The following is a 22,402-nucleotide window of genomic DNA, read 5'->3' as shown; positions in this document are numbered from 1 at the left end:
ACGCACCCCGGGGACCCGCTCCACGGCGGAGTGGCCATCTTCACTCCGGCCCCTACTTCGCCGCCGGAGGCCCGGGAACGCCCTTCGGGGCCGGGGCGGGCCCGCCCGCGAGGAAGGACGCCCAGCCCTGCTTCGGCGCCTCGCCGACCTTCAGCGTGCGCAGCTTCTCCAGCGTCGTCGGGTCCTGGGCGTCCAGCCAGTCCACGAGCTGCCGGAACGAGACACAGCGCACCTCCTCCTTGGTGCACACCGTCTCGATGACCTCCTCGACGGCCCGCATGTAGGTGCCGCCGTTCCAGGACTCGAAGTGGTTGCCGATGATCAGGGGCGCGCGGTTGCCGTCGTAGGCGCGGTGGAAGCCCTTGAGCAGGCCGTCGCGCATCTGGTCGCCCCAGAAGCGGTGCATGGCGGGGTTGCCCTGGGTGGTGGTGCCCGACTGGTTGACCATGAAGTTGTAGTCCATGGTCAGCTGCTCGTAGGAGTGCCCGGGGAACGGCACGAGCTGCATGGACACGTCCCACAGGCCCTGCTTCTTCTTCGGCCAGACCTGGTCGTTGACGCCGCTGGTGTCGTAGCGGAAGCCCAGGTCGCGGGCCGCCTTCAGGAAGTTCCGCTGGCCCTCCAGGCAGGGCGTGCGGGCGCCGATGAGCTCCTTGTCGTAGTCGAAGGGCAGCGGGGACGCGTTCTTCAGGCCGGTGTTGGTCTTCCAGGTCTTCACGAACTGCTTGGCCTGGGCGATCTCGTCCTTCCAGTCCTGCACGGACCACTCGCCGACCCCGCCGCCGCTGCCGCAGAAGTGGCCGTTGAAGTGGGTGCCGATCTCGTTGCCCTCCAGCCACGCCAGACGCAGCTGCTTCACCGTGGCGGCGATGCCGCGGCGGTCGTTGAAGCCGATGTCGGAGCGGCCCGGGGAGTGCTGCGGCGGCCGGTAGAGGTCGCGCTTCTCGTCCGGCAGCAGGTACACGCCGCTCAGGAAGTAGGTCATGGTCGCGTTGTTCGCCCTGGCGACCTTGCGGAAGTGCGAGAACAGCTTCTGGCTGTCCTCGCCCGCGCCGTCCCAGGAGAAGACGACGAACTGCGGGGGCTTCTGGCCGGGCCGCAGCCGCTCGGGCCTCGGCAGGTGGGGCTGGGCACCGGTGTAGGCGGTGGAACCGTCTCCGATCAGCCGGACCGCGCTCCCGGGCGCGTGAGCCGGCTTCGCCTTCCGCGGTGCGGGGCTCTCGTGTCTCGATGTGCCGGTCCCGCAACCGGCGAGCGATGCGGCGCAGACCGCGGCGATCACGGAGCCCGCGACGATCCTGTGGCTGGCGGCCATGTTCCGCCCACCTTCTTCCTTCTCTCGGGTGCGGACAGCGCCGCCAAATTCGCACGAGACCGAGAAGGAATTAGTACGACAAGCCGATCACATGGCCACTTCACACTTCAGAGTGATTTATTAGCCCATTTGCCCGTAAAGTCTATGCTCGCCCTTTACTCTGCATTACGATTCGTTTACCGAGCGTTGATGCATCCCGCCGAATTACACCGTGACCACGGCCACGACCGGCCCCGCCCCGAGCGGAGAGCCCGTTATGCGACCGCGCAGCCCCGGAGGAGACGGGAAACACATGTCAGCCTGCGTCCCCACCCGCGCCGACGATCCGAACCGGACCGAGCGCACCCATCCACCCCACAGCCCGCCGCCCCACGGCCCCCGCCGTTTCCGGATCGCGGGTGCCGACGTGTCGGCCTCGATCGCGGTCTTCCTGATCGCCCTGCCCCTTTCCCTGGGCATCGCCCTGGCCACCGGCGCACCCCTCCAGGCCGGCCTCGTCGCCGCCGCCGTGGGCGGGCTCGTCGCCGGACGGCTCGGCGGCTCCCCGCTCCAGGTGAGCGGACCGGCCGCCGGACTCACCGTCGTCACCGCCGATCTCATCCAGCGCTACGGCTGGCGGACGACCTGCGCCATCACCGTCCTCGCCGGCCTCGCCCAACTGGGCCTCGGCTGTCTGCGCGTGGCCCGTGGCGCCCTCGCCGTCAGCCCCGCCATCGTGCACGGCATGCTCGCCGGGATCGGCGTCACCATCGCCGTCGCCCAGCTGCACATCGTGCTCGGCGGCACACCGCAGAGTTCCGTCCCGGACAACCTCCGCGCCCTGCCCGCCCAGTTGGCGGACATGCGCTTCGCGGCCGTGTCGGTGAGCGTGCTGACCCTGGCGCTGCTGCTGCTCTGGCCGAGACTGCCCGGCCGGACCGGGCGCCTGCTGCGCAAGGTCCCGGCCGCGCTCGTCGCCGTCGCCGGAGCCAGCGTCGCCGCCGCCCTCACCGGGCTCCGCCTGCCCAAGGTCGACCTGCCGTCCTGGAGCAACCACGCCCTGGCCGGACTGCCCGAGGGCCCCGTGCTCGGCATCGTCGCCGCGGTGCTCACCACCACGCTGGTGTGCAGCGTGCAGTCACTGCTCGGCGCGGTCGCCGTGGACAAGCTGGTGGCCGGCCGCCCGGGCCTGTCCGCCCGCGTCCGGCGCTCCGACCTCGACCGCGAACTGCTCGGGCAGGGCGCCGCGAACATCGTGTCCGGCTCGCTCGGCGGACTGCCCATCGCGGGCGTGGCCGTGCGGACTTCGGCGAACGTGCACGCGGGAGCGGTGAGCCGGAACTCCACGATGCTGCACGGCGTTCTCGTAGTGATCGCCGCGCTGCTGATGGTCCCGATCCTGGAGCTCATCCCGCTCGCCTCGCTCGCCGCCCTGGTGATGGCCGTCGGCATCCAGATGGTGTCCCTGCACCACATCCGCACGGTGACGCGCCACCGAGAAGTGTGGGTGTACGCCGTCACGACCCTCGGCGTCGTGTCCCTCGGCGTCCTGGAGGGTGTCGCCCTGGGCATCGCCATGGCCGTCGGCGTCGCCCTGCACCGCCTCACCCGCACCCGCATCACACACGAGGAGAGGGAAGGAGTCCATCACGTACACGTCAGAGGACAGTTGACGTTCCTCGCGGTGCCACGGCTCAGCCGGGCCCTGCATCTCGTGCCCCACGGTGCCGACACCGTCGTCGAGCTGGACGGGTCGTTCATGGACCACGCGGCGTACGAGACGCTGCAGGACTGGCAGAAGACGCACACCGCGCAGGGCGGCACGGTCGAGATCACCGGGCGGCACCCCGGCGTCCGCATCTCCGAGCCCCAGGCTTTCACCGGCTGCCGCTGCCGGCCCTGGACGCCCTGGCTCAACCACCAGTGCGACCGGCCCGCATACGCTCCCTCTTCCCGGAAGGACCCGGGCGGGACCGACCGCACCGACCCGGACCCGAAGGGCAGCGGCGGAGCCAGCGGGCACGAACTGGCGCGTGGCATCAGCGCGTTCCAGCGCGACACCGCGCCCCTGGTGCGCAGCGAGCTCGCCCGGCTGGCGCGTGAGGGGCAGCGGCCGTCGCAGCTCTTCCTGACCTGCGCCGACTCGCGGCTGGTCACGTCGATGATCACCTCCAGTGGTCCGGGTGACCTGTTCGTCGTGCGCAACGTGGGCAATCTCGTCCCACCGCCGGGCGAGGAGAGCGGCGACGACTCGGTGGCGGCCGCGATCGAGTACGCCGTGGACGTGCTCCAGGTGCGGTCCATCACGGTGTGCGGGCACTCGGGCTGCGGAGCCATGCAGGCGCTGCTCAACTCCGAGCCAGGCGGCGCCCGGACACCGCTGAAGCGGTGGCTGCGGCACGGGCTGCCGAGCCTGGAGCGCATGGCCGACGACAGCGGGCCGTGGGGCAGGCTGGCCGGACGGGCTCCGGAGGACGCCGTCGAGCAGCTCTGCCTGACCAACGTGGTCCAGCAGCTGGAGCACCTGCGCGCCCACGACTCGGTGGCCCGGGCCCTCGCCAAGGGCTCCCTGGAGTTGCACGGGATGTACTTCCACGTGGGCGAGGCTCAGGCCTACCTGCTCACCGAAACGGACGGCGGCAGCGTCTTCGACCGCGTACGCGAGGCGGACCTGACGGCGTGAGCCCGGCTCGCGCAGGGTGTGCGGCCCGGACGGCCCCAGTGAGCCGGACGGCCCCGGCAGCCCGACGGCCCCGACGGCCTCCTGGCCGCACACCCCACCGCCGCACACACCACACCGCCGACACGCCCCACCACCCCACGACCCGCCGCCGCACACTGCACCCCGCCCGCCGAGCCCCCGATCCACGCGTGACCCGCGTTACACAGGCTGAACTTTCCCTGGTCGGCGTCCGTGGGTACGGATGACGCCGGCCGCCGACCCACCGGCCCGACAGGTCTAAACCAATCGGCGGTCGGCCCTTGTCATCGCACCCCCGGGTCTGATGAGCTGTGGCCTGGGACACAACGGACACCCTGGGAAAGGCAGATGCCGTGAGCAACGAAAGCCTGGCCAACCTGCTCAAGGAAGAGCGCAGGTTCGCACCCCCCGCCGACCTGGCCGCCAACGCCAACGTCACCGCGGAGGCGTATGAACAGGCCAAGGCTGACAGGCTCGGCTTCTGGGCCGAGCAGGCCCGTCGGCTGACCTGGGCCAAGGAGCCCACCGAGACGCTCGACTGGTCGAACCCGCCGTTCGCCAAGTGGTTCAAGGACGGCGAACTCAACGTCGCCTACAACTGCGTCGACCGGCATGTGGAGGCCGGGCACGGCGACCGTGTCGCGATCCACTTCGAGGGCGAGCCCGGCGACAGCCGTGCCATCACCTACGCCGAGCTCAAGGACGAGGTCTCCAAGGCCGCCAACGCCCTGCTGGAACTGGGAGTTCAGGCTGGCGACCGGGTCGCCGTCTACATGCCGATGATCCCCGAGACGGCGATCGCGATGCTGGCCTGCGCCCGCATCGGCGCCGCGCACTCCGTCGTCTTCGGCGGTTTCTCCTCGGACGCGCTCGCCACCCGCATCCAGGACGCCGACGCGCGCGTGGTCATTACCTCCGACGGCGGCTACCGGCGCGGCAAGCCGTCCGCGCTCAAGCCGGCCGTGGACGAGGCCGTCGAGAAGGCGGGCAACGTGGAGCACGTCCTGGTCGTGCGCCGCACGGGCCAGGAGGTCGCCTTCACCGAGGGCCGCGACGTGTGGTGGCACGACCTCGTCGGGCGGCAGAGCGCCGAGCACACCCCGCAGGCGTTCAACGCCGAGCACCCGCTGTTCATCCTCTACACCTCGGGCACCACGGGTAAGCCGAAGGGCATCCTGCACACCTCCGGCGGCTACCTCACGCAGACCGCCTACACCCACCACGCCGTCTTCGACCTCAAGCCGGAGACGGACGTCTACTGGTGCACCGCCGACGTCGGCTGGGTGACCGGCCACTCGTACATCGTCTACGGCCCGCTCGCCAACGGCGCGACGCAGGTCATGTACGAGGGAACGCCCGACACGCCGCACCAGGGCCGCTTCTGGGAGATCGTCCAGAAGTACGGCGTGACGATCCTCTACACCGCGCCCACCGCGATCCGTACGTTCATGAAGTGGGGCGACGACATCCCCGCCAAGTTCGACCTGTCCAGCCTGCGGGTGCTGGGCTCGGTGGGCGAGCCGATCAACCCCGAGGCGTGGATCTGGTACCGCAAGAACATCGGCGGCGACCGCACCCCGATCGTCGACACGTGGTGGCAGACCGAGACCGGCGCGATGATGATCACCCCGCTGCCGGGTGTGACGGCGACCAAGCCCGGGTCCGCGCAGACGCCGCTGCCCGGCATCGCCGCGACGGTCGTCGACGACGAGGCGAACGAGGTGCCCAACGGCGGTGGCGGCTACCTGGTGCTGACCGAGCCGTGGCCGTCGATGCTGCGCACCATCTGGGGCGACGACCAGCGGTTCCTCGACACGTACTGGTCGCGCTTCGAGGGCAAGTACTTCGCCGGTGACGGCGCCAAGAAGGACGACGACGGCGACATCTGGCTGCTCGGCCGGGTCGACGACGTCATGCTCGTCTCCGGGCACAACATCTCCACCACGGAGGTCGAATCCGCGCTCGTCTCCCACCCCTCGGTCGCCGAGGCGGCCGTGGTCGGCGCGGCGGACGAGACGACCGGGCAGGCGATCGTCGCGTTCGTGATCCTGCGCGGCACGGCCTCCGAGACCGAGACCCTGGTCGCCGAGCTGCGCGCCCACGTCGGCAACGCGCTCGGCCCGATCGCCAAGCCCAAGCGGATCCTGCCGGTGGCCGAGCTGCCCAAGACCCGCTCCGGCAAGATCATGCGGCGTCTGCTGCGGGACGTCGCCGAGAACCGCCAGCTCGGTGATGTCACCACGCTGACCGACTCCACGGTCATGGAGCTCATCCAGGCCAAGCTGCCGGCCGCGCCCAGCGAGGACTGATCACGGCACGGGCATAGCGCAGCGGACGAAGGGCACCCGGCGGTCGGTACGCCGGGTGCCTCACGGCACACCCGGTGCCGAGCACCGAGCGTGCGCCTCGGCACCCCGGGTGGTTGATCATCGGATGCGCCCGGCCATATGTTTACCTAGACTAAGAAAAACAACTGCTCCATGGTGCGCCGGGAAGTCTGGTCGGCATGCGTACAGCCCTGCCCACCGACCGGAGGTCTCCCCGTGACCGCGCCCCGCCCCGACACCCCCCGCAAGGTCCTCGGCCGGCTTTCGCTCCCCGAGCGGACCTACGTGGCCGATGCGCTGCGCACCGAGACCGTCGGCGGGGTGCTGCTGCTCGCCGCCGCGGTCGCCGCACTGCTGTGGGCGAACATCCCCGGGCTGCACGACAGCTACGAGAGCGTCGCCCACTTCCACCTGGGCCCGGCCTCCCTCGGCCTGGACCTGTCGGTCGCGCACTGGGCCGCCGACGGGCTGCTGGCGGTCTTCTTCTTCGTCGCCGGCATCGAGCTCAAGCGGGAGCTCGTCGCCGGTGATCTGCGCGACCCCAAGGCCGCCGCGCTGCCGGTCGTCGCAGCGCTGTGCGGGATGGCCGTACCGGCCCTCGTCTACGTCCTCACCAATGTCACCGGCGGCGGCTCGCTCGCCGGCTGGGCCGTGCCCACCGCCACGGACATCGCCTTCGCGCTGGCCGTGCTCGCGGTCATCGGCACGTCCCTGCCGAGCGCGCTGCGGGCGTTCCTGCTCACGCTCGCCGTCGTCGACGACCTCTTCGCGATCCTGATCATCGCGGTGTTCTTCACCGACGGCCTGAACTTCGCCGCGCTCGGTGGCGCCGCGGCGGGCCTGGTCCTCTTCTGGCTGCTGCTGCGGTTCGGCGTACGCGGCTGGTACGTGTACATGCCGCTCGCGCTCGTCGTCTGGGCGCTGATGTACAACAGCGGCGTCCACGCCACCATCGCCGGCGTCGCCATGGGCCTGATGCTGCGCTGCCACCGGCACGAGGGCGAGGCGCACTCCCCCGGCGAGCACATCGAGCACCTCGTACGGCCCCTGTCGGCAGGGCTGGCCGTGCCGCTGTTCGCGCTCTTCAGCGCCGGTGTCGTCGTCTCCGGCGGCGCTCTGGCCGATGTGTTCACCCAGCCCGAGACCCTCGGCGTCGTCCTCGGACTGGTCGTCGGCAAGGCGCTCGGCATCTTCGGCGGGACGTGGCTGACGGCGCGTTTCACCCGGGCGTCGCTCAGCGACGACCTCGCCTGGGCGGACGTGTTCGCGGTGGCGAGTCTCGCCGGCATCGGCTTCACCGTGTCGCTGCTGATCGGGGAGCTCGCCTTCGAGGGCGACCAGGCGCTGACCGACGAGGTCAAGGCCGCGGTGCTGCTGGGCTCGCTCATCGCCGCGACACTCGCGACCGTGCTGCTGAAGATGCGCAACGCCAAGTACCGTCGCCTGTGGGAGAACGAGGAGCGCGACGAGGACGCCGACGGCATCCCGGACATCTACGAGGAGGACGACCCGGCGTACCACGAGCGGCTGGCCGAGCTCTACGAGCACAAGGCCGCCGAACACCGCCGGATCGCCCAGGAGAAGGCGGCCGCGCGCCACGGGCTTGCCGAAGTACCGGGCGGGGCAGGCGATGACCACCACCGTCCGGCATGATCTGACGAGACGGTACAAAAGACGGGACCGTACGCAGTCAGGCCGTACGCAGTGGGACGACTGTGACGAGTCAGACAGAAGACGCGGACATCGGACCGTACGCAGAAGAGGGAGACCGCGATGAGCGCACCCGACGGCAGCCCGGTCGGCGCCGAACGCACCATCGGCCAGCTGTTCGCCTCGGCGACGGCTGAAATGTCGGCGCTGGTGCACGACGAGATCGCGCTGGCCAAGGCGCAGCTCAAGCAGGATGTGAAGCGCGGCGCGACCAGCGGCGGCGCCTTCTCGATGGCGGGCGCCGTGCTGGTGTTCTCCCTGCCGATGCTGAACTTCGCGCTGGCCTACGGCATCCGCACCTGGACCGACTGGAACCTGGCGATCTGCTTCCTGCTGTCCTTCGCGGCGAACGTGCTCGTCGCGGTCGTGCTCGCGCTGATCGGCGTGGCCTTCGCGAAGAAGGCCAAGAAGAGCAAGGGCCCGCAGAAGGTCGCCGCCTCGATGAAGGAGACCGCGGGCGTCTTCCAGAAGGCCAAGCCGCACCCGCGGCCCGAGCTCCCGAAGGACCGGGTCCCCGAGGCCATCGAGGCTGTGGCACGCTCGTCGTCATGACCGATCCCGCCACACCTTCGGCACAACCGGCCTCGGCCGTGCGGCTGGACGGACCCTGGAGCCACCGCGACGTCGCCGCCAACGGCGCCCGCTTCCACATCGCCGAGCTGGGCGACGGGCCGCTGGTCCTGCTCCTGCACGGCTTCCCGCAGTTCTGGTGGACCTGGCGGCACCAGCTGGTGGCGCTCGCCGACGCCGGCTTCCGGGCCGTCGCCATGGACCTGCGAGGCGTCGGGGGGAGCGACCGTACGCCGCGCGGTTACGACCCCGCCAACCTCGCGCTCGACGTCACCGGCGTCATCCGCTCGCTCGGCGAGCCGGACGCCGCGCTGGTCGGCCACGACCTGGGCGGGTACCTGGCGTGGACGGCGGCCGCGATGCGCCCCAAGCTGGTGCGGCGGCTCGCGGTCGCGTCCATGCCACATCCGCGGCGCTGGCGCGCGGCCATGCTGCGGGACGTCAAGCAGACCCGCGCCGGTTCACACATCTGGGGCTTCCAGCGGCCCTGGATCCCGGAGCGGCAGCTCACCGCCGACGACGGGGCGCTCGTGGCCGAACTGATCCAGGACTGGTCCGGGCCGCGCCCGCCGGAGGACGAGGCGCTGGAGAACTACCGCCGGGCCATGTGCATCCCCTCCGCGGCACACTGCGCGGTCGAGCCGTACCGCTGGATGGTGCGCTCCCTGGCCCGCCCGGACGGCATCCAGTTCAACCGCCGGATGAAGCGGCCCGTGCGCGTGCCGACGCTCCATCTGCACGGCTCGCTCGACCCCGTGATGCGCACGCGCAGCGCGGCCGGGTCCGGCGAGTACGTCGAAGCCCCGTACCGCTGGCGCCTGTTCGACGGCCTCGGCCACTTCCCGCACGAGGAGGATCCCGTCGCGTTCTCCTCGGAGCTCATCAACTGGCTGAAGGATCCCGAACCCGATCGGTGACCGTTCGACCGCGGCCGGTGTCCGCGCGTGAACGCCTGTCCGACGAACGGCCAATTGCCTGGCGCATAGGCCAATTGGACGCTCCCGGGGCGGTTATCGACCATGGGGCAGGGGCACACGTCGGGGTATGGGCTGGACGCACGACTACAGTGACGCAAGCCGCAATCGCCGCTCGGCGGGCGGTGCGAACCCCCACCAGCGAGGCGGTGCACCGCAGATGGCGACCGCCGACCCCAGGGTCGGGATCCCGCGTATCCTCCGCCGCCGGGCCCGCTGGGTCTCCGTACGTCTGCGCCATACACGCGACTGAGGCGTCACTCGCGCGAGTGACGCCCCGATCACCTCGCCCCCAGGGCCGCTCCTAGAGCGCGCAGCTGTCGCTGCCCACTTGCTGGTTCGCGGTACGCCCCTTGGTGATGTCCTCCTGGATCTCGTCCACGGTGAGCGCGTACCCCGTCTCGGCGTCGTCGAGGGACTTGGCGAAGACCACGCCGTAGACCCTCCCGTCGGGCGTGAGCAGCGGGCCGCCGGAGTTGCCCTGGCGGACGGTCGCGAAGAGGGAGTAGACGTCGCGGCGGACCGTGCCGCGGTGGTAGATGTCCGGGCCGTTGGCCGTGATGCGTCCCCGCACGCGCGCGGCCCGCACGTCGTACGCACCGTTCTCCGGGAACCCCGCGACGATCGCGCCGTCGCCGCTGCCCGCGTCCTTGGTGGTGAACCGCAGGACGGGCGCTTTGAGGTCGGGAACGTCGAGTACGGCGATGTCGCGCCGCCAGTCGTAGAGCACGACCGTGGCGTCGTACTTCTTGCCCTCGCCGCCTATCTGCACGGTGGGCTCGTCGACCCCGCCCACCACGTGCGCGTTGGTCATGACGCGGCGGTCGTCGAAGACGAAGCCGGTGCCCTCCAGGACCTTGCCGCAGCTGGGGGCCGTGCCCATGACCTTGACGATGGAGCGCTGGGCGCGGGTGGCCACCGGGCTGCTCGCCAGGGCCGGGTCGGGCGGCTGGACGTCGGTGATCGGCTCGTTGGAGAACGGGCTGAAGACCTGCGGGAAGCCGTTCTGCGCGAGGACCGAGGAGAAGTCCGCGAACCAGGTGGCGGCCTGGTCCGGCAGCGCCTGGGAGACGCCGAGCAGCACCTTGGAGTTGCGGACCTCCTTGCCGAGCGTCGGCAGTGTGGTGCCCGCGAGGGCCGAGCCGATCAGCCAGGCGACCAGGAGCATCGCCAGGACATTGACCAGGGCGCCACCGGTGGCGTCCAGGGCCCGGGCCGGGGACCAGGTGATGTGCCGGCGCAGCTTGTTGCCGAGGTGGGTGGTGAGGGCTTGGCCGACGGAGGCACAGACGATGACGACGACGACCGCGACGACGGCCGCGGTCGTGTTCACCTCCGCGTTGTCCGTGATCGCGTCCCAGATGACGGGCAGCGCGTAGACCGCGACGAGACCGCCGCCCAGGAAGCCGGTCACCGACAGGATGCCGACGACGAATCCCTGGCGGTACCCCACGACCGCGAACCACACGGCGGCGACCAGCAACAAGATGTCCAGCACGTTCACGGAGGCCACCCTGTCATGCGCGCCAGTCGAGCGGGACCTGCTTCTCGCGGTCCCAGGGCTGCTCCCAGCCCGCGTAGTGCAGCAGCCGGTCGATGATTCCGGCCGTGAAACCCCAGACAAGTGCCGATTCGACCAGAAATGCCGGACCTTGGTGGCCGCTGGGGTGGACGGTGGTGGCGCGGTTCGCGGGATCCGTGAGATCCGCCACGGGGACGGTGAAGACCCTGGCGGTTTCGTTCGGATCGACGACCCCGACCGGGCTGGGCTCACGCCACCAGCCCAGCACCGGGGTGACGACGAAGCCGCTGACCGGGATGTAGAGCCTGGGCAGGACGCCGAACAGCTGGACACCCGAGGGGTCGAGGCCGGTCTCCTCCTCGGCCTCGCGCAGGGCCGCCCGCAGCGGGCCGTCGCCCCGCGGGTCACCGTCCTCCGGGTCGAGGGCGCCGCCGGGGAAGGAGGGCTGCCCCGCGTGCGAGCGCAGGGAGCTCGCACGCTCCATCAGCAGCAGCTCCGGCCCGCGCTCGCCCTCCCCGAACAGGATCAGCACGGCGGACTGGCGCCCGGCGCCGTCCTCCGGGGGCAGGAAGCGGCTCAGCTGCCGCGGCCGGACCGTCTCCACGGCGTGCACCACCGGGTCCAGCCAGCCGGGCAGGCCCTCCTTGCTCACCGTCACCGGTCCGCCCTGTGTGTCGCTCGCCCGTGTCATCGCCACCCCCGTCGTCCTGCCGCATCCAACGCGCGGCACCCCTGAGATCGTTCCGCGAACGGCCGCGATCCCCTGATCGGAGGGCTAGGCGGACACTCCCTGGTGGGGCAGCTCATCCGGCCCCCAGCGGCGGCGCCGGTGTGCCGCCCGCGTCCAGGTAGGCCTGCGGGGGGTTCAGACGCTGGCCGGGGAAGCCGCCCTTCTCGTACTTGAGCAGCTTCCTGGCCTTCTCCGGGTCGGTCTCGCCCTCGCCGTACGCCGGGCAGAGCGGGGCGATCGGGCAGGCGCCGCAGGCGGGCTTGCGGGCGTGGCAGATACGGCGGCCGTGCCAGATCACGTGGTGCGAGAGGTCCGTCCAGTCGCTCTTCGGGAACAGCGCGCCGACCGCGGCCTCGATCTTGTCCGGGTCGGTCTCGGCGGTCCACTGCCAGCGGCGCACCAGGCGCTGGAAGTGCGTGTCCACGGTGATGCCGGGCCGGCCGAAGGCGTTCCCGAGCACGACGAACGCGGTCTTGCGCCCGACGCCGGGCAGCTTGACCAGGTCCTCCAGCCGGCCGGGGACCTCACCGCCGAAGTTCTCCACCAGAGCCTTGGACAGCCCTATGACCGACTTCGTCTTGGCCCGGAAGAAGCCGCACGGGCGGAGGATCTCCTCCACCTCCTCCGGGTTGGCGGCGGCCAGGTCCTCGGGGGTGGGGTACTTGGCGAAGAGCGCGGGGGTCGTCTGGTTGACGCGCAGGTCCGTGGTCTGGGCGGACAGGACCGTCGCGACCACCAGTTGGAAGGGGTTGGCGAAGTCCAGCTCGGGGTGGGCGTACGGGTAGACCTCGGCGAGCTCGCGGTTGATACGGCGGGCCCGGCGGACCAGGGCGGTACGCGACTCGCCACTCGGAGGGTGGACGACGGTCCTGGCCGGGGAGGTGCCCTTGATGCGGGCGGTGGCCTTCTTGGGCGCGACGGTGACCTTCTTGGCGACGGGGGCCTTTTTCGCAGGCGCGGCCTTCTTCACGGCCGCAGCCTTCTTGCCAGACGCGGTCTTCTTCGCAGCCGCGGTCTTCTTCGCAGCCGCGGTCTTCTTCGCAGCCGCGGTCTTCTTCGCAGAGGCGGTCTTCTTCACAGCCGCTGCCTGCATCGCGGATGCCTGCTTGCTCGCGGCCCCGGCCCTACTGGCAAGGGCCTTCTTCGCCGGCGTCGACTTCCCGGAAGGCGCGGCCTCCCCTGTCGCTTTCGCCGTTTTCCTACCGCCATCGGGGCTCTGTTCGCCCACAGCGGAATCGCGACGTACAACCACCCGCCCAGCCCCCTCGGCCTGTGCTCTCACCGGCGATTTGGACACCCGGCCAGCCTAAGGCCCGGCACCGACATCCGCCCCGGACCCCGAAGATCGGCGTCCAATTGGACCCCTGCCGCGTACCCCGGGACACGTGTGCGGCATCCTTGTGACAGATCACACTGTTTGGACCGTCCGGCAAAATGGGCACCACGGTGCCTTGGTACGCGGGGGCAACAGCCCCTGAGCAGGTCGACAAGGAGAGAACTCGTGGACGACGTTCTGCGGCGCAATCCGCTCTTCGCGGCGCTCGACGACGAGCAGGCCGCGGAGCTCCGCGCCTCCATGAGTGAGGTGACCCTCGCGCGCGGTGACTCGCTGTTCCACGAAGGTGACCCCGGCGACCGCCTGTACGTGGTCACGGAGGGGAAGGTCAAGCTCCACCGCACGTCCCCCGACGGCCGCGAGAACATGCTGGCCGTGGTCGGCCCCGGCGAGCTCATCGGCGAGCTGTCGCTGTTCGACCCGGGCCCGCGCACCGCGACCGCCACGGCGCTGACCGAGGTCAAGCTGCTCGGCCTCGGCCACGGCGACCTCCAGCCCTGGCTGAACGCCCGCCCCGAGGTGGCCACGGCGCTCCTGCGCGCCGTCGCACGCCGGCTGCGCAAGACCAACGACGCGATGTCCGACCTCGTCTTCTCGGACGTCCCGGGCCGTGTCGCCCGGGCCCTGCTGGACCTCTCGCGCCGGTTCGGCGTGCAGTCCGAGGAAGGCATCCACGTCGTCCACGACCTCACGCAGGAGGAGCTGGCCCAGCTCGTCGGCGCCTCCCGCGAGACGGTCAACAAGGCACTGGCGGACTTCGCGCAGCGCGGCTGGCTGCGCCTGGAGGCCCGCGCGGTGATCCTCCTGGACGTGGAACGCCTCGCCAAGCGCTCGCGCTGACGCGCAGGCACCCTGGCCGTACGACGTCGGGCCCCGTCTCCTCGCGAGACGGGGCCCGACGTCGTACCAGGGCACGGTCGGAGGTCAGATGAGCCCGTGCTCCTCCAGGTAGTCCAACTGCGCCCGCACCGACAGTTCCGCCGCCGGCCACAGGGAGCGGTCCACGTCGGCGTAGACGTGGGCGACGACCTGCCCGGGAGTGCGGTAGCCGTCCTCGACGGCCGTTTCGACCTGGGCCAGGCGGTGGGCGCGGTGGGCGAGGTAGTACTCGACGGCGCCCTGGGCGTCCTCCAGGACGGGTCCGTGGCCGGGGAGCACCGTGTGGACGCCGTCGTCGACCGTGAGGGACCTGAGGCGCCGCAGGGTGTCCAGATAGTCGCCGAGACGGCCGTCGGGGTGGGCCACGACCGTCGTCCCGCGGCCCAGGATCGTGTCGCCGGTCAGGACGGCCTGGTCCGCCGGGAGATGGAACGACAGGGAGTCGGCGGTGTGGCCGGGAGTCGGGACGACCCTCAGTTCGAGGCCGCCGGTGGTGATCACGTCTCCGGCGGCCAGGCCCTCGTCGCCCAGCCGCAGTGCCGGATCGAGCGCACGCACGCGCGTGCCGGTCAGTTCCGCGAACCGGGCGGCGCCCGCCGCGTGGTCGGGATGACCGTGGGTCAGCAGGGTCAGGGCGACGCGCTTGCCGGCCTGCTCGGCCGTGGCGACGACACGGCGCAGGTGCCCGTCGTCGAGGGGGCCCGGGTCGACCACCACCGCCAGGTCCGAGTCGGGCTCGGACAGGATCCAGGTGTTCGTGCCGTCCAGGGTCATCGCCGACGGGTTGGGGGCCAGGACGTTGACGGCCCGCGCGGTGGCGGGCCCCGAGAGGACCCCGCCCCGGGGCTGGCCGGGAAGGGCTGCTGCGTCCGTCATGCGCTGGCTCCACCGGTCGGGGCGTTCGGGATGTGCTTGGTGAACTCGTCGTGGCCCGGCCAGGAGAGCACGATCTCGCCGTCCACCAGGCGGGCGGTGGCCAGAACGGGCGTGAGGTCCCGCCCCGGGGCGGCCGCAAGCGCCTCGGCCGCGCTCCCGTACGCCGTCAGCTGACGCAGGGTCGCGATGGTCGGCGGCATCATCAGCAGCTCGCCCTTGTCGTACCCGGCCGCCGCCTCGCCCGGGGCGATCCACACCGTACGGTCGGCCTCCGTCGAGGCGTTGCGGGTGCGCTGCCCCTCGGGGAGGGCGGCCACGAAGAACCAGGTGTCGTAGCGGCGGGCCTCGAACTCCGGGGTGATCCACCGAGTCCAGGCACCGAGCAGGTCGGAGCGCAGGACCAGACCGCGGCGGTCCAGGAACTCCGCGAAGGACAGCTCCCGGGCGACCAGGGCGGCGCGGTCCGCCTCCCAATCGGCGCCGGTGGTGTCGCCGACGACCGAGTCGGGCGTCTCGCCGGCGAGCAGCACGCCCGCCTCCTCGTACGTCTCGCGGACGGCCGCGCAGACGATCGCCTGGGCCGTCGTCTCGTCGACACCGAGCCGGTCCGCCCACCACGCGCGCGTGGGGCCCGCCCAGCGGACGTGGTGGTCGTCGTCCCGGGGGTCGACGCCGCCGCCCGGATAGGCGTACGCGCCTCCGGCGAAAGCCATGGAGGCGCGTCGGCGCAGCATGTGGACGGCGGGGCCGGTGCCGGTGTCCTTCAGGAGCATGACGGTGGCCGCGCGCTTGGGGGTCACCGGGGTGAGGGTGCCGGCCGCGAGTGCGCGGATCCGCTCCGGCCACTCCGGGGGGTACCACTGACCGTTCGCCATGGGCGCGAGGCTATCCCGTGACGGGCGGATGTTCGAGTGGCCCCGGGGACGGATTGCGCAGCTAGGGCCACCGAAAGAGGGCTAGGCGCCGAACGGGGTTACGCGAGCTCCACCTGGATCTCGACCTCCACCGGTGCGTCCAGCGGCAGCACCGCCACGCCCACCGCGCTGCGCGCGTGCACGCCCTTGTCGCCGAGGACCTCGCCGAGCAGCTCGCTGGCGCCGTTCAGCACCGCGGGCTGCCCCGTGAAGTCCGAGGCCGAGGCCACGAAGCCGACGACCTTCACCACGCGCGCGATGCGGTCCAGGTCACCGGCGACGGACTTGACGGCGGCCAGGGCGTTCAGCGCACACGTGCGTGCCAGCTCCTTGGCCTCCTCCGGGGTGACCTCCGCACCGACCTTGCCGGTGACCGGAAGCTTGCCGTCCACCATCGGGAGCTGCCCGGCGGTGTAGACGTACGGCCCGGACTGCACGGCCGGCTGGTACGCGGCGAGCGGCGGGACGACGTCGGGCAGGGTCAGGCCGAGCTCGGCCAGTTTCGCCTCGACGGCGCCCATCACTGCTTCTCCCGCTTCAGGTAGGCCACGAGCTGCTCGGGGTTGTTCGGCCCGGGCACGACCTGGACGAGCTCCCAGCCGTCCTCGCCCCAGGTGTCCAGAATCTGCTTCGTGGCGTGGACGAGCAGCGGCACGGTTGCGTATTCCCACTTGGTCATGCGGCCGACTCTAGCCGCTGCCGGAGAGGGGTCACGCGGCCGACCACGCCCCCGGGCATCCGCCCTCGTCGGCGATGGTTATCCACAGCCTCCCGCGTAGCCCGGGCACGGACTGGTTAGGCTCGAATACGTGAGCAGGCTCCAGGTCGTCAGCGGCAAGGGCGGTACCGGCAAGACCACGGTGGCCGCGGCCCTAGCGCTGGCCCTGGCCACGGAGGGGAAGCGGACGCTTCTCGTCGAGGTCGAGGGCCGCCAGGGAATCGCGCAGCTCTTCGAAACGGAGGCGCTGCCCTATGAGGAACGGAAAATCGCGGTCGCTCCCGGGGGCGGGGAGGTGTACGCGCTGGCCATCGACCCCGAACTGGCCCTTCTGGACTACCTCCAGATGTTCTACAAACTGGGAGGCGCCGGGCGGGCCCTGAAGAAGCTCGGCGCGATCGACTTCGCCACCACCATCGCGCCCGGCCTGAGGGATGTACTCCTCACCGGCAAGGCGTGCGAGGCGGTACGGCGCAAGGACAAGAGCGGGCGGTTCGTCTACGACTACGTCGTCATGGACGCCCCGCCCACGGGCCGCATCACGCGCTTCCTCAACGTCAACGACGAGGTCGCCGGGCTCGCCAAGATCGGCCCGATACACAATCAGGCCCAAGCCGTGATGCGGGTGCTGAAGTCGCCGGAGACGGCCGTGCACCTGGTGACGCTGCTGGAGGAGATGCCCGTCCAGGAAACGGTGGACGGCATCGCCGAGCTGCGGTCGGCGCGGCTGCCGGTGGGGCGGATCATCGTGAACATGGTGCGGCCGGAGGTGTTGGACTCGGACGACCTGGAACTCGTCCGGACGGTCCCGCGTTCCACGGTTGCGCGGTCGCTGTCGTCCGCCGGGCTCGGCGGGGCGCGGCGCGGCGGGCGCGCGGAGCGGCTGGTGGATCCGCTGCTCAGGCAGGCCGAGGAGTACGCCGAGCGGTACGCGCTGGAGCACGACCAGCGCGCGGTGCTCACCGAGCTGGGCCTGCCGCTGCACGAACTGCCGCTGTTCGCCGAGGGCATGGACCTGGCGGGGCTGTACGAGCTGGCCCGCGAGCTGCGCGAGCAGGGCGTGTCATGAGCCGGGCAGACCCCGGCCCCGGGAACAGCGCAGGCCCCGGTCCTGGGAACAGCGCAGGCCCCGGCCCTGGAAACAGCACACAGGCAAGGCCCGTCTTGAGTCGGAAGCAGGGGATGTCATGAGTCGTCCGGACCCGGCCCACACCCACGACCCGGCCCGCCACCACCTGCCCCCCGCGCGCGTGCTCGACATCGACCCGCTGCTGGAGGACCCGAAGACCCGCATCGTGGTGTGCTGTGGCTCGGGCGGGGTCGGCAAGACCACGACCGCGGCGGCCCTGGGGCTGCGCGCGGCCGAGCGGGGCCGCAAGGTCGTCGTCCTCACCATCGACCCGGCCCGCCGGCTCGCCCAGTCCATGGGCATCGACTCCCTCGACAACACCCCGCGCCGGGTGAAGGGCATCGACGACTCCGCGGGTGGCGAGCTGCACGCGATGATGCTCGACATGAAGCGCACCTTCGACGAGATCGTCGAGGCGCACGCGGATCCCGAGCGGGCCGCCGCGATCCTGGGCAATCCCTTCTACCAGTCGCTCTCGGCGGGCTTCGCAGGCACGCAGGAGTACATGGCGATGGAGAAGCTCGGGCAGCTGCGGGCCAGGGACGAGTGGGACCTGATCGTCGTCGACACCCCGCCCTCCCGCTCGGCGCTGGACTTCCTGGACGCGCCCAAGCGGCTCGGGTCGTTCCTGGACGGGCGGCTGATCCGGCTGCTGACGGCACCGGCGAAGCTGGGCGGCCGCGCCGGCATGAAATTCCTGAACGTCGGGATGTCGATGATGACCGGCACCCTCGGCAAGCTGCTCGGCGGCCAGCTCCTCAAGGACGTCCAGACGTTCGTGTCCGCGATGGACACGACCTTCGGCGGGTTCCGCACGCGTGCGGACGCCACGTACAAGCTGCTCCAGGCGCCCGGCACGGCGTTCCTCGTGGTCGCGGCCCCGGAGCGGGACGCGCTGCGCGAGGCCGCGTACTTCGTGGAGCGGCTGGCCGCGGAGGACATGCCGCTCGCCGGGCTGGTGCTCAACCGGGTCCACGGCAGCGGCGCCGGCCGGCTGTCGGCCGAGCGGGCGCTCGCCGCCGCGGAAAATCTTGAAGAGCCCCGCATTGTGGATCAGGAGGGCGGGAAAGCAGTACTTCGTAACTCCCCCGACACGTATGACAGTTCAGGCTCTCCCACATCCGAAACACCAGCTCAGGCTGTTGCTGAGGCTTCTGACGGTGGCTCCCCCGCCGAGGACGCCGAGAACACTGAGGACACCGAGAACACCGAGCGGTCCGTCGACCAGCTCACGGCAGGCCTGCTGAGGCTGCACGCCGAACGGATGCAGCTGCTCTCCCGTGAGCAGCGCACGCGTGACCGCTTCACCGCGCTCCACCCAGAGGTGGCCGTGACGGAAGTGGGCGCGCTGCCCGGCGATGTGCACGACCTCGCGGGACTGCGCGACATCGGCGACCGGCTCGCGGCGGACGAGCGCGAGCTTCCCGCCCCCGCCGTCGGCTCCGAGCTGCCGGACGCGGACACCCGACCCGAGGCGAGCGCCTGAGCAAGTGCCTGCCCGAGGCGAGTGCCCGGGCAAGTGCCTGCCCGAGGCGAGAGCCTGGGCGAGCGCCTGAGCAAGTGCCTGAGCAAGTGCCTGCGGGCAACCCGGTGATGGCGAAGGGCCCGTACAGGGCCCTCGGACCTTTGGAGCTCCCGGAGAGAACCCCTCAGCTCACCGCCGCGTAGTTCTCGTAGACCTCGTCGTCGTCGAGGGGCACGATGCCCGTGCCGCGCTCGTACTCCGTACGCGCCGTCTCCAGCAGCCGGCGCCAGGAGGTCACGGTGGGCCGCCTGCGCAGCAGTGCGCGGCGCTCCCGCTCCGTCATGCCTCCCCACACGCCGAACTCGACGCGGTTGTCCAGCGCGTCGGCCAGGCACTCCGTGCGCACCGGGCATCCGGTGCACACCGCCTTGGCCCTGTTCTGCGCCGCTCCTTGAACGAACAGTTCATCCGGATCGGTAGTGCGGCAGGCCGCCTGCGCACTCCAGTCGACTACCCAGCCCATACCGGCGCCGTCCTCTCCCGAATCGAGGCTCCCCCACGGCGGCAGCGGCATATTCACCGCCGCCAGTTGAGGACGTTACGGAAGGTGGGCACAGCGCAACACCCCCAGCGGGCCCAATCTTGAATGGTCCGAACGGACTATGGGTAAGCGGCAGATCACCCGGGGGAGTGAGCTGGCGACATACGTAACCTTCCCGGCAAACCAGGACAGTTCGCATGCGTCACAACGGACGCCGTATGACACACAAGGCGGATTCGGACACGACCCCACCAAAAAAGTTGGGGAACACCCGGAACGATTCGGGGTCGCCGGACGTATTGATACGTGACCTCACTGCTGTGACAGTTGAGAGCAGCTTAGGCCAAGGCCTATACGCCTGTCCGGCGAATGAGAACGTAGGCTGCCCTCATGCCAAAGAAGCGCTCGGGCGGTGGTCTGTCTCCCACGCAGCAGGCCGCCAAGTTCCTCGGTGTCAGTGTTCTCGCGGGAGCCGTGCTGGCCGGTATCGCGCTGCCCGCGGTGGGGGCGCTGGGGCTGGCGGCGAAGGGATCGGTCGAGAGCTTCGACGAACTCCCGGCCACCATGAAGACCCCGCCCCTGAGCCAGCGCACCACGATCCTCGATGCCGACGGCGGCCAGATCGCCACGGTCTACTCGCGCGACCGCACGGTGGTGCCCCTCAAGAACATCTCGCCGTACATGCAGAAGGCGATCGTCGCGATCGAGGACTCGCGCTTCTACCAGCACGGCGCGGTCGACCTGAAGGGCGTGCTGCGCGCCCTCAACAAGAACGCGCGCAGCGGTGAGGTCGCCCAGGGCGCCTCGACCCTGACGCAGCAGTACGTGAAGAACGTCTTCGTCGAGGAGGCCGGTGACGACCCGACGAAGGTCGCGCAGGCCACCCAGCAGACCATCGGCCGCAAGATCCGCGAACTGAAGTACGCGATCCAGGTCGAGGAGGAGCTCGGGAAGAAGAAGATCCTCGAGAACTACCTGAACATCACGTTCTTCGGCCAGCAGGCCTACGGCGTCGAGGCCGCGGCCCGGCGCTACTTCTCCAAGTCCGCCAAGGACCTGAACGTCCAGGAGGCGGCCCTCCTCGCCGGCATCGTCCAGTCGCCCAGCCGGTACGACCCGGTCAACGACGAGGCGGAAGCCACCAAGCGCCGCAACACCGTGCTCCGGCGCATGGCCGACGTCGGCGACATCTCCCGGGCGCAGGCCGCCGAGGCGATGAAGGCGCCGCTGGGCCTGAAGGTCAGCAAGCCCAAGAACGGCTGCATCACGGCGGTCAAGGGCGCGGGCTTCTTCTGCGACTACGTGCGCGAGGTCTTCCTGAACGACCCGGTCTTCGGCAAGACCCAGGAGGCGCGGGCGAAGGTCTGGAACCAGGGCGGCCTGACGATCCGCACCACCCTCGACCCGCAGGCCCAGGAGTCGGCGCAGCGGTCCATCAAGGACCACGTCTACACGAGCGACGACGTGGCGACCGCGGCCACCCTCGTCGAACCCGGCACCGGGAAGATCGTCGCGATGGGCCAGTCACGTCCGTACGGCGTCGACATCAAGAAGGGCCAGACGACCCTCAACCTGTCCGTCAACGACGACATGGGCGGCGGTGTCGGCTACCAGCCCGGTTCGACGTTCAAGCCGATCGTGGCCGCCGCGGCCCTCGAGGACGGCATGCCGGCGAACAAGGTGTACCGCTCGCCGTACGAGATGCAGTACCCGAGCCCGGTCTCGGCCTGCAACGGCAGGACCTGGAAGAACGATCCGGCCAACCCCGCCGAGGTCGCCAACGAGAACAGGTCCGAGGTCGGTCCGTACGACATGAAGGAGGCGACCGCCAAGTCGGTCAACACCTACTACGTGGAGATGATCAGCGACATCGGCATCTGCCCGGTGACGAAGATGGCGAAGAAGATGGGCGTCGAGCGGGCCGACGGCAAGAAGATGCCCCAGGTGCCCTCCCTCGCCCTCGGCACCCAGGAGATGTCCCCGCTGACCATGGCGAACGCGTACGCCACGTTCGCCTCGCGCGGCATGTACTGCACGCCGGTCGCCATCGAGTCGATCAGCCAGCGCGTCGGCGACAGCAAGAAGTCGCTCCCGGTCCCGAAGTCGACCTGCTCGCGCGCGATGTCGGAGAAGACCGCCGACACCATCAACACGCTGCTGCGGGGCGTCGTCGAGGACGGTACGGGCAAGAAGGCCGGCCTCGGCAGCCGCCCCAGCGCCGGTAAGACCGGTACGACGGACGAGCGCTACGCGGCCTGGTTCGTGGGCTACACGCCGAACCTTGCCGGTGCCGTGTGGGTCGGCGACCCCGCGCACAAGCGGAAGATGGTCGGCATCACCATCGGCGGCGTCCCGCACGACAAGGTGTTCGGTGGCGAGGTCCCCGGGCCGATCTGGGGCGACATGATGACCGGCGCGCTGGAGGGCAAGCCCGTCGAGAACTTCAACACCGTCCACATCCCCGACGGCATCGACCGGGACCGGGACCGCGGCGACGGCGACGGCGACGAGGGCCGCGACGACGGGGACAACGGTGACAACGGCAACGGCGGCTTCATCGGCGGCCTGGTCGGCGGCAACAACGGCGGCGGGGGCGACGAGACCTTCCCGACTCCTTCGTTCTCCATCCCGGAGGGGTTCTTCCGGGGGCAGGGCAACGGGGGCAACGGGAACGGCGGGCGCGGCTGAGGCGGCTGAGGCCGCTCACCCTGAACGC

Annotated in this window: 19 protein-coding genes; 10 read left to right on the top strand and 9 right to left on the bottom strand. The window is 70.7% G+C overall.

The window, feature by feature from the left end; all coding sequences use genetic code 11:
• Nucleotides 1-52: 52 nt before the first annotated feature.
• The gene (locus ACZ3I3_RS02475; RefSeq protein ID WP_467361893.1) at nt 53-1,315 is read right to left on the bottom strand and encodes a polysaccharide deacetylase family protein; all 1,263 of its coding nucleotides are present in this window, start codon (nt 1,313-1,315) and stop codon (nt 53-55) included.
• 292 nt (nt 1,316-1,607) lie between these two features.
• Here ACZ3I3_RS02475 and ACZ3I3_RS02470 point away from each other — a divergent pair, with 292 nt between their 5' ends.
• From ACZ3I3_RS02470 to ACZ3I3_RS02445, 6 genes are all read left to right on the top strand, one after another.
• Entirely contained in the window at nt 1,608-3,977 is a 2,370-nt protein-coding gene (locus ACZ3I3_RS02470; protein WP_467361891.1) for a bifunctional SulP family inorganic anion transporter/carbonic anhydrase, read from the top strand.
• Between the two features lie 371 nt (nt 3,978-4,348).
• Nucleotides 4,349-6,304, top strand: coding sequence for an acetate--CoA ligase (gene acs / locus ACZ3I3_RS02465; RefSeq protein ID WP_467361889.1), 1,956 nt, complete (start codon nt 4,349-4,351; stop codon nt 6,302-6,304).
• Nucleotides 6,305-6,538: 234 nt separating this feature from the next.
• Nucleotides 6,539-7,975, top strand: coding sequence for a Na+/H+ antiporter NhaA (gene nhaA, locus ACZ3I3_RS02460; protein ID WP_467361887.1), 1,437 nt, complete (start codon nt 6,539-6,541; stop codon nt 7,973-7,975).
• A 120-nt stretch (nt 7,976-8,095) separates the two neighbouring features.
• Nucleotides 8,096-8,584, top strand: a complete 489-nt coding sequence (locus ACZ3I3_RS02455) for a phage holin family protein (RefSeq protein ID WP_356922499.1) — start codon at nt 8,096-8,098, stop codon at nt 8,582-8,584.
• On the top strand, nt 8,581-9,519 hold the full coding sequence (locus tag ACZ3I3_RS02450) for an alpha/beta fold hydrolase (RefSeq protein ID WP_086561036.1): 939 nt from the start codon (nt 8,581-8,583) through the stop codon (nt 9,517-9,519). Before ACZ3I3_RS02455 ends, ACZ3I3_RS02450 begins: the two co-directional genes overlap by 4 nt.
• A 127-nt stretch (nt 9,520-9,646) precedes the next feature.
• Entirely contained in the window at nt 9,647-9,829 is a 183-nt protein-coding gene (locus tag ACZ3I3_RS02445; RefSeq protein ID WP_356922498.1) for a hypothetical protein, read from the top strand.
• Between the two features lie 51 nt (nt 9,830-9,880).
• On the opposite strand, the gene ACZ3I3_RS02440 is transcribed toward ACZ3I3_RS02445, so the two are convergent.
• The 3 genes from ACZ3I3_RS02440 to nth form a co-directional block, all read right to left on the bottom strand.
• Nucleotides 9,881-11,080, bottom strand: a complete 1,200-nt coding sequence (locus ACZ3I3_RS02440) for a MarP family serine protease (RefSeq protein WP_467361885.1) — start codon at nt 11,078-11,080, stop codon at nt 9,881-9,883.
• Between the two features lie 13 nt (nt 11,081-11,093).
• Nucleotides 11,094-11,789: an NUDIX hydrolase gene (locus ACZ3I3_RS02435; protein WP_467361883.1), complete on the bottom strand. Its 696-nt coding sequence runs from the start codon at nt 11,787-11,789 to the stop codon at nt 11,094-11,096.
• 112 nt (nt 11,790-11,901) lie between these two features.
• Nucleotides 11,902-12,921 (bottom strand): endonuclease III, encoded by a 1,020-nt coding sequence (nth, locus tag ACZ3I3_RS02430; RefSeq protein ID WP_467361881.1) that lies wholly within the window; start codon nt 12,919-12,921, stop codon nt 11,902-11,904.
• Between the two features lie 408 nt (nt 12,922-13,329).
• On the opposite strand from nth, the gene ACZ3I3_RS02425 reads away from it, so the two are divergent.
• Nucleotides 13,330-14,004, top strand: coding sequence for a Crp/Fnr family transcriptional regulator (locus tag ACZ3I3_RS02425; RefSeq protein ID WP_010031945.1), 675 nt, complete (start codon nt 13,330-13,332; stop codon nt 14,002-14,004).
• Between the two features lie 84 nt (nt 14,005-14,088).
• On the opposite strand, the gene ACZ3I3_RS02420 is transcribed toward ACZ3I3_RS02425, so the two are convergent.
• The 4 genes from ACZ3I3_RS02420 to ACZ3I3_RS02405 form a co-directional block, all read right to left on the bottom strand.
• Nucleotides 14,089-14,919, bottom strand: coding sequence for an MBL fold metallo-hydrolase (locus ACZ3I3_RS02420; protein WP_467361878.1), 831 nt, complete (start codon nt 14,917-14,919; stop codon nt 14,089-14,091).
• The gene (locus ACZ3I3_RS02415; RefSeq protein ID WP_467361877.1) at nt 14,916-15,794 is read right to left on the bottom strand and encodes an NUDIX hydrolase; all 879 of its coding nucleotides are present in this window, start codon (nt 15,792-15,794) and stop codon (nt 14,916-14,918) included. Before ACZ3I3_RS02415 ends, ACZ3I3_RS02420 begins: the two co-directional genes overlap by 4 nt.
• A 98-nt stretch (nt 15,795-15,892) precedes the next feature.
• Complete coding sequence (locus ACZ3I3_RS02410; RefSeq protein ID WP_356042706.1) at nt 15,893-16,354, bottom strand: RidA family protein; 462 nt, start codon at nt 16,352-16,354, stop codon at nt 15,893-15,895.
• A complete protein-coding gene (locus ACZ3I3_RS02405; protein WP_003991873.1) occupies nt 16,354-16,512 on the bottom strand; it encodes a DUF4177 domain-containing protein in 159 nt (52 codons plus the stop codon). The genes ACZ3I3_RS02410 and ACZ3I3_RS02405 overlap by 1 nt, the downstream gene beginning before the upstream one ends.
• Before the next feature lie 130 nt (nt 16,513-16,642).
• Here ACZ3I3_RS02405 and bagA point away from each other — a divergent pair, with 130 nt between their 5' ends.
• On the top strand, nt 16,643-17,620 hold the full coding sequence (gene bagA / locus ACZ3I3_RS02400) for an ATPase BagA (protein WP_467361874.1): 978 nt from the start codon (nt 16,643-16,645) through the stop codon (nt 17,618-17,620).
• A 118-nt stretch (nt 17,621-17,738) separates the two neighbouring features.
• Nucleotides 17,739-19,166, top strand: a complete 1,428-nt coding sequence (gene bagB, locus ACZ3I3_RS02395) for an ATPase BagB (protein WP_467361872.1) — start codon at nt 17,739-17,741, stop codon at nt 19,164-19,166.
• Between the two features lie 163 nt (nt 19,167-19,329).
• Here bagB and wblA read toward each other — a convergent pair whose 3' ends face one another.
• A complete protein-coding gene (gene wblA / locus ACZ3I3_RS02390; protein WP_010031964.1) occupies nt 19,330-19,668 on the bottom strand; it encodes a transcriptional regulator WblA in 339 nt (112 codons plus the stop codon).
• A 408-nt stretch (nt 19,669-20,076) separates the two neighbouring features.
• On the opposite strand from wblA, the gene ACZ3I3_RS02385 reads away from it, so the two are divergent.
• Nucleotides 20,077-22,374 carry a transglycosylase domain-containing protein gene (locus tag ACZ3I3_RS02385; RefSeq protein ID WP_467361870.1) on the top strand — a complete coding sequence of 766 codons (2,298 nt, stop codon included), beginning with the start codon at nt 20,077-20,079 and terminating at the stop codon, nt 22,372-22,374.
• The last annotated feature ends 28 nt before the right edge of the window (nt 22,375-22,402 follow it).

This window comes from Streptomyces sp. NPDC016851 (genome assembly GCF_055562795.1).
Note: the sequence above shows the minus strand (reverse complement) of the source record. Positions and strands in the feature narration are given on the sequence as shown.